7 protein-coding genes (1 of these 7 only partly in view) are annotated in these 8,439 nt (G+C 61.3%); all 7 read right to left on the bottom strand.

Annotation, left to right across the window (positions count from 1 at the left end):
* Positions 1-239 carry the start of an ATP-binding protein gene (locus H607_RS13085; RefSeq protein ID WP_083961926.1) on the bottom strand. The gene continues 1,498 nt to the left of window position 1, outside the view, so only the first 239 of its 1,737 coding nucleotides appear in the window; it begins with the start codon at positions 237-239; its stop codon lies beyond the left edge, outside the window.
* A gap of 5 nt (positions 240-244) precedes the next feature.
* Positions 245-1,426 carry an SIR2 family protein gene (locus H607_RS0104060; protein WP_211218468.1) on the bottom strand — a complete coding sequence of 394 codons (1,182 nt, stop codon included), beginning with the start codon at positions 1,424-1,426 and terminating at the stop codon, positions 245-247.
* Complete coding sequence (locus H607_RS11645) at positions 1,419-2,744, bottom strand: restriction endonuclease subunit S (RefSeq protein ID WP_051240630.1); 1,326 nt, start codon at positions 2,742-2,744, stop codon at positions 1,419-1,421. Before H607_RS11645 ends, H607_RS0104060 begins: the two co-directional genes overlap by 8 nt.
* A complete protein-coding gene (locus H607_RS0104050) occupies positions 2,734-3,909 on the bottom strand; it encodes a Fic family protein (protein WP_211218467.1) in 1,176 nt (391 codons plus the stop codon). Before H607_RS0104050 ends, H607_RS11645 begins: the two co-directional genes overlap by 11 nt.
* Before the next feature lie 251 nt (positions 3,910-4,160).
* The gene (locus tag H607_RS0104045; protein ID WP_028874374.1) at positions 4,161-5,858 is read right to left on the bottom strand and encodes an RNA-binding domain-containing protein; all 1,698 of its coding nucleotides are present in this window, start codon (positions 5,856-5,858) and stop codon (positions 4,161-4,163) included.
* Positions 5,859-5,909: 51 nt separating this feature from the next.
* A complete protein-coding gene (locus H607_RS0104040) occupies positions 5,910-7,457 on the bottom strand; it encodes a class I SAM-dependent DNA methyltransferase (protein WP_028874373.1) in 1,548 nt (515 codons plus the stop codon).
* 33 nt (positions 7,458-7,490) lie between these two features.
* Complete coding sequence (msrA, locus tag H607_RS0104035; protein WP_028874372.1) at positions 7,491-8,420, bottom strand: peptide-methionine (S)-S-oxide reductase MsrA; 930 nt, start codon at positions 8,418-8,420, stop codon at positions 7,491-7,493.
* Positions 8,421-8,439 lie beyond the last annotated feature (19 nt).

The raw sequence follows: 8,439 nt of genomic DNA, 5'->3' as shown, positions 1-8,439 counted from the left end.
TCAGATTCGCGAAGCTTGACTTCCGCAATCCGGCCAAGCAGCAATCCCTGCTGGCCCTCGATAAGGACAAACTCCCCGACCTCGCCCCGCCCGTACCTGGCGCCAGAAAAGTGCGAGCCACTAACTCTGCCAGCCTCGCTCAAATTCACGCCAACCGAGCGCGCGGAGACCGAAGCGACAACGCCGATGAACAGCTCCGGGCGTAACACACCCCGTGGGAAAACCTTTTCGAGCTCCATCGCCTTTACTCCGCCGTCGCTACGCCCCGAATCGCCTTCACCAGCGCATCAGCAGGACTCAGCGATCTCAAATCTGGAATAAGTTGCGCAAACTGATTGAAGTCCGCGGAAATCAGCCAGACATCTTCCCCTTGTGCGTTCAGCTCTCCAAGGCGCCCCCAGTGTTCATTGCCATCAACCAGCCTTTCCTTGGCTGATGGATCAACAACAATCAGGCGCAGGTGCGGATTCGAATTAACCGCCGACATCAAAGGCTCACTCAAATGGTCATCATTGAACCCAAAACCCGTGACGATAATGCAGGTATTGGGCTCCCGTACTGACGCCATATATTGCGCCATGAGTTCAAGATGAGGCTGCCGGAAACTTTGCTGATATTTGCCTGCGGCCGGGTAGATCAAGCAGGCCTCGTGAGGTTCTGGTGATGCCTCCTGGACAACATTGCCATTACCCTTGTTTGCCCAGTTCACCGACCCATGCAGCTTGTAGAGAAGGAACACCCCTTCGAGATAAGTCGCGGATTCGCTGCCGTTGCGTGGGCGCCGCACGATATCCTGATCAAAAAACCTGGGGTCGAACCTGCGGGGATAGGAAAAAGAGAAACCATCAATCACCACAATCCCAAGCGCACCGGCGGCGCTCTCAAAGCACAGGTCGTAGTTGGTGGTGAAGATCTTTAGGCGCTGATCGCGAACGCGACGCCGGGATAGACGATGAACGAAAGTCCTGTGCGCTTCTAGTTTTTCTTCGTTGGCAAGAAATTTAGAACATTTCTCTAGGATCTGTCGCTTGCTATCGTTCAAGAACGATTCTAAAGCCTTATCTTCATTCAAAGCCAAGCTTGCTTCGATGCGTGACAGAAGCGCTTCGATATTTTTGTGTGTGATGTCATACCTTACGGTATCAATCACACTTTTCACTTTGTCGCTAGGGTTTGTGCCGACGACTTCATTCCAAAGGTCTAACATGCTCGGCCCACCGGCTCCCATTGAGCACCCGGAACCAGCGAGAACGACAAGATGCTGCATTTGCAGCGAGGAAAGTAGCACGTTGTAAAGCTCATCTTGGTTTCTCCGCGCCTGATCTACACCTATGTCATTGCTTTCTTCAGTCTGCAAAGACTTCCATTCGGATGACCGGGGAGGCTTGAAGGCCATGACGACAGCTTTTTTCTTTTCTTCAGTCATCGCAGACTCCTTGAATATCCAACTTTGAAACGCGCAGCTCGCCGGAGATTAGCCTAGGCAGCAGGGTGTCGCGGAGTTCGGCGAGGGTGCGGGATACGTGTTCGTTATCTGTAATACCTGATAGCATCGGACGGACTTGTCGCGAGAACTCGTTGATTAGCTCTTTGCCTGCACGTGGCACCGGTGTCGCAGATACGACTTCAGGTCGAACGGCAGGATATGCCCCGCCATCTGCAAGATTCGAGAGTCTCTCGATGTTTTCACGAGAAGTAGCCGCCAGGTAGATGAGCTCGGCAAACTCGCGCTGTACTGGCCGCAGAACAGCAAACCCTGTGCTGCCCGTCAGTCCTTCATCCGAGATCATCGCGTAGGAGCCATTCCCAGGACGAACCGTCCCGACAATCGTGTCCAATGGACGCAATACACGCTGTGCACGACTAGGCGCATTGTCAGCATCATAATTTGCGACGCTTTCAATACGCCCCCACTTTGTATTCGAAAGATCTACATAGTGAATTTGCTTCGGTCGTGTACTTCTTGTCCAAGTTTCCGGATTCAGGGAAGAGAACTCTGCCAGCGACGTCACTTCCCACCCCTCCGGAATCTCCCCCAACTCCGATTCGACGAGGCGGTCGGGGAAGAGCTCGTAGAGGTGGGCGGGGAGGCCGGGGAGGGATTGGCCGCGCTGCCAGCGGCCTTCCATCTTGGCGCGCACGGGTTCGAAGTCCACGAACCATGCCTTGAACAGGGCGCGGGCCATGGCTTCCAGCGTTTCGTTCTGCTTGCGGTTGAGTTCGATCTTGTCGTCGAGCGTGCCGAGGATGTGGGCGATGGCACTTTGCTCCGGCAGATCCGGTAGGCGCAAGGTGAATCCAAGAATGCGGTCACGCGACAGATTCATGATCGCAGTTCCGACCGCCCGGGTTTCGACGTGAGTTCGAAACGCTGGTGACTGAAGCACGTAGCCCAGATACTCCGGATGCACGCGTTTAGGATCGGCCCGAACTACTCCGCAAAACGCACCAACACAGCCTACCCAGTCTCTGCGGAGTTGCGCGAGCCGACCAACAGCATCGCGACTACCACTAGACATGGCGATTACGACATCGAAGCGGCGCAGTCGCTGATGATCCCGAACCAACGCAGGCGGAACGAAGAGAACGTCGGCGAGCTCAAGCGCCTGGTTCTTGATGTTGGTGGCGCGGAGCAATGGGATGCCCTCCGCGCCGTCCGCCAGCAGATCGCTTGGGCGATACGAGACGCCTCGGACCAAGTCGGCAACATCGCCGAGCGTGACTACGCGCCACTTATCCGCCATAGCCGTCCTCCCTCTGTTCATCAAACAGCCTCAAGTACGGCTCGAACACGAACCGCCGGTTGCGCGCGTAGCCGGTGATCTCGCGCAGCAGGCCGATGCCTTCCAGCCTGCTGACGATCTGGTTGGCGCCAGCGGGAGTGAGGTCCAGCCATTCGCGCACGGTGGCCACGTTGACGATGGGGTGGTCGAACAGCTGGTCCATGACGCGCTGGCCGTTGGCCGCGGCGCGGCCCAACCCTTCGGTGATGCGGGCGCGGAACTCTTCACGCATGCGCAGGATGGCGGCGGCGGTCCGGGCGGCTTCGCGGCTGACGCTGACCACACCTTCCAGGAAGAAGCCCAGCCAGCCTTCCCAGTCCCCGGCGTCGCGCACGGCCTGCAGGCGTTCGTAGTACTCGCTGCGGTGCTGCTTGATGTAGTGCGAGAGGTAGAGCACCGGCTTGCCCAGCAGGCGCTTTTCCGTGAGCAGGAAGGTGATGAGCAGGCGCCCCACGCGGCCGTTGCCATCGAGGAAGGGGTGGATGGTTTCGAACTGGGCATGCGCCAGCCCCACCTGGATCAGGGGCGGCAGGCCGGCGCCGTCGTGCAGGAACCTTTCCAGGTCGGACAGGGCGCCGGGCACCTCGTGCGGCGGAGGCGGGACGAAGGTGGCGTTGGCCAGGGTGCAGCCGCCGGGGCCGATCCAGTTCTGGCTGGTGCGCAGCTCGCCCGGTGTGAGGCGCCCACCGCGTACGCCCTGCATCAGTTCGGCGTGGATCTCGCGGATCAGGCGCACGGAGACGGGCAGGTCGGCCAGCCGGGCCAGGCCATGGTTCATGGCGCGCACGTAGTTGGCCACCTCGTTCACGTCCCTGGGGGTATCCGGGTCGAACAGTTGCGCCTCGGCAGCCAGCAGGTTCTGCAGGGAGCTTTGCGTGCCCTCGATCTGGCTGGAGAGCACGGCCTCGCGCCGCACGTAGGCGTAGAGGAAAAGATCGGGCTCGGGCAGCAGCGCGGTGATGGCATCCAGCCGTCCGCAGGCGAGCAGCGCACGTTCGAGCAGGCGCTGGCGCGCACCGGTCAGCTCGATGGCGGGTGTCGGCGGCAGGGGCGCCGGCACGAAAGCGCGCACCGTCTCGCCCGCCACGGCGGTGGCGGTGTATGTTCCAGTAATTCCGCGTTGCACGGGCTGCTCCTGGGTTTGGCTGTTTTCACGAGTGAAAATGAGGCACTAGGCTATTTTTACATGAATCGACCCGTGAAAATAGCACATTTTCAAAACCCTGTAGCGGACAATATGTGCTACGAAACCGGACAGTTCTATTTGTTGACAACAGCCCTGTGAGCAATACGAGTACCGCGAAAGCGAATGCACGCGTGCATTTTTATGGGAATCGCTCATAAATATGAGCGGCTCTCCAAAACTTATGAGCGCGCTCATATCTTTTGTCCCCGCTCATACCAGGCGCCCTTGCGCGCACCATGGCGCACCAGGCGGCCCTCGTCCACGAGCCGGGACAGCAGCCGTGTGGCCTGGTAGGGGCCGATGCGGCATAGCTCCGCGACTTCTCGGCGTGTGATCCGCCCGTGTTTTTCCACGTATTGCAACACCATTTGCTCCTGCTGCAACGGCTCGAATCCGCGCTGCCGGACGTAGCCTGCTTTGTCGCCCAGCAGCCTATAGACGGCGGCGGCCAGATGCCAGGTGCGGCCTTTCTTTTGCCCGCGCTCTTCGACGAGGCCCGCTTCCACCAGAGTGTGCAAGGTGGAGCGGGTTTGCGCTTCGGATTTCTGCAACAGGTGTGCGGCATCACCGGTCGTGAGGTTGCGCTCCTGCCACAAGGCGTTGAGGATCAGCAGCTCGTCCAAACCCAAGACACGTCCGCTTTGACCTTCCGTGACGATCAGACGCACGAAATCGAGATTGGCCTCGCCGCCGGGGATGACGAGGGTGACCCCAGTTGCATCGCTGCGTGCGTAAGACGGCGCCGGGCGACCGTTGCGCAACTGCTCGTAGAAGATGGTATCGATGCCGCGCGCGGTGCGTTCGACGATGCCGGCGCGCTTGAATGCATCGGCGAGCAGAGGGTTCCTTGGGCGAGGGGCGGTGACGAGCAGGTTGTCGAGGCGCACGCCTTCGGGAAAGCCGCCGGGGTTGCTGATTTCGATCCGGTCCGGGTGCCATTGGAAATGCACCGCCCCCAGGCGCAGATAGTCGCGGTGGATGAGGGCGTTGGCTACCGCCTCGCGCAGGGCACGCTCGGGGTAGTCTGGCACGCCCACTCGTAGCAGTCCGACCATCAGCTCCTGCTCGCGGTTGCGGGCACGGATGCGAGCCTCGATTTCCTCCATGATCCTCAGCAGCGGCCAGCGGAAGAAGTCGTTGACCTCCACGTCGAGTCCGCGCAGCACCTGAAAGGCCGCCTCGTGGGCTGGCACAAAACGGCGCAGGGCGTCTTCCTTGCCAAAGAGCAGCAGAGCGGCCAGACGCACGCCGCGCACGCTGCCGTTGGCTTCGACTACGCCGAGTGCCTTGGCAAGGTCCAGATCCGGAAGGTCGAGCAGGCTTTCGTCACTGCGGCCGCGCCGCTCACGTACGCTGCGGCGGAAGCGCTCGAACTCCAACGGGTCGAGGTCCTGCCAACGGGCTTCAGCGATAATCTGCGCCGAGGGATCCAGCAACCCTCGACCGGCTTGCAGGGACTGCACGTCATGGGCATCCATCGGCATGCAGGCGGGTTTACCGTCACCGCCTGTTGTTCGGCGTAAAAAGACGCCGTCCGCGCTGGCTATGGGGTGCTGCTGCGGTGGAATTTCAATCACGAGTACAAAGCGGCCATCGAGTTCGACCGACTCAACCCGCACCGCTACCGAAGGGCGGGTCTGGTTGGCGATCAGGGCAGCCAGCTTGTTTCGGTCGGTGGTGTCGCCGTGTCTCGGGCGTGCACCAGTGATACGTCCATCGTCTTCGACTCCGATCAACAGGTATCCCGGTTCATGTCCGCTGCGATTGGCCAGGCACACGACGGCTTTCACGAGGTCGCGATCGTTGAGCGGTGTCCGTTCCTCGCCCTTGAACTCGACCGCAAGGGTTTCGCCCGCGGTGATCATCCGAACGAGTTCATCGGGTGTCATCTCACTCTCCACGCTGCAGTCACGGGAAGACTGCCATCTTGAACGCAGCGTTCAAAACCCCAGCTCCCGCAGATTCGCTTCGATCGCCGCATCCAGCCGCGCTGCTTCTTCGCGCTGCGCGCGCCATTGGGCCGAGAGGCGCGCCATTTTCTCGGCGAAAGGTTCGCCGTCGTCGTCCTGGGCGGCGGCGCCGACGTAGCGGCCGGGGGTGAGGACGTGGCCGTGCTTGCGGATTTCTTCCAGCGTGGCCGATTTGCAGAAACCGGGTTCGTCGGCGTAGTCGCCCGCCTCCGCTTCGCCGCGCCAGGCATGGTAGGTACGGGCGATTTTCTGGATTTCTTCGTCGGTGAGCTCACGCCGGGTACGGTCGACCAGCACGCCCATCTTGCGCGCGTCGATGAAGAGCACTTGGCCACGCCGGTCGCGCAGCCCTTTGCCGGGATTTTTGTTGCGGGCGAGGAACCACAGGCAGGCGGGAATCTGGGTGGAGTAGAAGAGCTGGCCGGGAAGCGCGACCATGCAATCCACCGCGTCGGCTTCGATCATGGCGCGGCGGATGTCGCCTTCGCCGGATTGATTGGAGCTCATCGAGCCGTTGGCCAGCACCACGCCGGCGGTGCCGGACGGCGCCAAGTGCCAGTAGATGTGCTGCAGCCAGGCGAAGTTGGCGTTGCCCGCGGGCGGAATGCCGAAAGTCCAGCGCGGGTCGTCGCGCAGGCGCTCGCCGCCCCAGTCGGAGACGTTGAAGGGCGGGTTGGCGAGAATGTAGTCGAAGCGCAATTCGGGGAATTCGTCCTTGTGAAAACTTCCTTCGTTGTTCCAGCGGATGTCGGCGTCGATGCCGCGCACGGCGAGGTTCATTTTGCACAGGCGCCAGGTGGTGTAGTTGCTTTCCTGACCGTAGATGGCGATGTCGCCGATGCGCCCGCCGTGCTCTTCGACAAACTTTTCCGATTGCACGAACATGCCGCCGCTGCCGCAGCAGGGGTCGTAGACGCGTCCGTGGTAGGGTTCGAGCATTTCCACCAGTACGCGGACCACCGAGCGCGGTGTGTAAAATTCGCCGCCGCGTTTGCCCTCGGCGCCGGCGAACTGGCCGAGGAAGTATTCGTACACGCGCCCGAGCACGTCTTTGGCGCGGTTGGCTTCCTCGCCCAGGCCGAGGTTGGAGAAGAGGTCGATGAGCTCGCCCAGCATCACTTTGTTGAGCGCCGGGCGGGCGTAGTCTTTGGGTAGAACCCCTTTCAGGGACTCGTTTTCTTTCTCGAGGGCGCGCATGGCGTCATCGATGAGCACGCCGATGGAGGGATGGCGGGCGTTGGCCTGCAGATGCGACCAGCGCGCCGCCGGGGGCACCCAGAAGATGTTGTCGGCCAGATACTCGTCGCGGTCTTCGGCGGCCAGCGGGTCGTCGGCGAGGAGCGCCCGATGTTTGGCTTCGAACGCATCCGAGATGTATTTGAGGAAGACGAGACCCAGCACGACGTGCTTGTAATCGGAAGGCTCCATGTTGCCGCGCAGTTTGTCGGCGGCTTTGAAGAGTTCGGCCTCGAAGCCGAGGCTCGCGCCGTTGTTGGTAGAGGTGCGTTTTTTGGCCATGGCGTACTCTGGGCGTTTTGCCGCGAGGGGCGATCAAGGATGCGTGTCGGGAATGAAGCGCAAGACTTCGCCGTTGATGCAGTAGCGCAGGCCCGTGGGCGGTGGGCCGTCGTCGAAGACGTGCCCCAGGTGAATGCCGGTGCTCGCGCTGCGCACTTCGGTGCGGATCATGCCGTGCGAGCGGTCTTCGTGTAGCGTCACCGCGCCGGGAATCGCTTCATAGAAGCTTGGCCAGCCGCAGGGGCTGTCGAACTTCGCTTCCGAGCGGAAAAGCGGCGCATTGCTCAGGCGATCGACATAGACGCCGGGGCGCCGCTCATCGAGGTAGGGGCCGGTGAAGGAGCGTTCCGTGCCTTGCTCGCAGGCGATCCAGCGCGCGAGCGGCGGCAGGTGGCGCTCGGCGAGCGTGCGCCAAAAGGAATGCGGCATGCTTACGCCTGTACCCCCTAGGCCGCAGTATCCATTCGGGTTCTTCAGCAGGTAGTGCTGATGGTATTCCTCGGCCGGGGTGTAGGAGGAAAGCGGGGCGATTTCGGTGACGATTTCTTCGTAACCAGCGGCCGAGAGCGCCTGTTGATAGGCGTCGCGCGTGGCGAGCGCCGCGTCTCTTTGTTCCGGCGTGGTGGTGTAGATCGCGCTACGGTAGTTGCTGCCGAAGTCGTTTCCTTGGCGATCGCGCTGGGTGGGATCGTGGTTTTCCCAAAACCAGGCGAGCACGGCTTCCGGGAGCACGAGTTTGGGGTCATAGATGACTTTGACGACTTCGGCGTGGTTGCGCCCGCGCACCAGCCCTTGGCGCAGGCGTTGCTCGAAGTCGAGCACATCGTCGTAAGTGGGATGGGGAAAGCTGCCTCCGGCGTAGCCCACTTCGGTATCGAGCACACCGGGTAGCGCGGCCATGCGCTTTTGCGCGCCCCAGAAACATCCCATGCCGAGGACGAGGGTTTCTTTTCTATCGTTCATGATGGGTCCATGGTTCGTT

The organism is Tepidiphilus margaritifer DSM 15129 (assembly GCF_000425565.1).
In the GTDB taxonomy this organism is placed as follows: Bacteria; Pseudomonadota; Gammaproteobacteria; order Burkholderiales; family Rhodocyclaceae; genus Tepidiphilus; species Tepidiphilus margaritifer.
The sequence above is the reverse complement of the archived record's forward strand: the minus strand, read 5'-3'. Positions and strand labels throughout refer to the sequence as shown.

What these genes read in the sequence shown, in the direction of transcription:
- H607_RS0104060 (WP_211218468.1), bottom strand. Translation starts at nt 1,426, where the DNA reads ATGACTGAAGAAAAGAAAAAAGCTGTCGTCATGGCCTTCAAGCCTCCC.
- H607_RS11645 (WP_051240630.1), bottom strand. Translation starts at nt 2,744, where the DNA reads ATGGCGGATAAGTGGCGCGTAGTCACGCTCGGCGATGTTGCCGACTTG.
- H607_RS0104045 (WP_028874374.1), bottom strand. Translation starts at nt 5,858, where the DNA reads ATGACACCCGATGAACTCGTTCGGATGATCACCGCGGGCGAAACCCTT.
- H607_RS0104040 (WP_028874373.1), bottom strand. Translation starts at nt 7,457, where the DNA reads ATGGCCAAAAAACGCACCTCTACCAACAACGGCGCGAGCCTCGGCTTC.
- msrA (WP_028874372.1), bottom strand. Translation starts at nt 8,420, where the DNA reads ATGAACGATAGAAAAGAAACCCTCGTCCTCGGCATGGGATGTTTCTGG.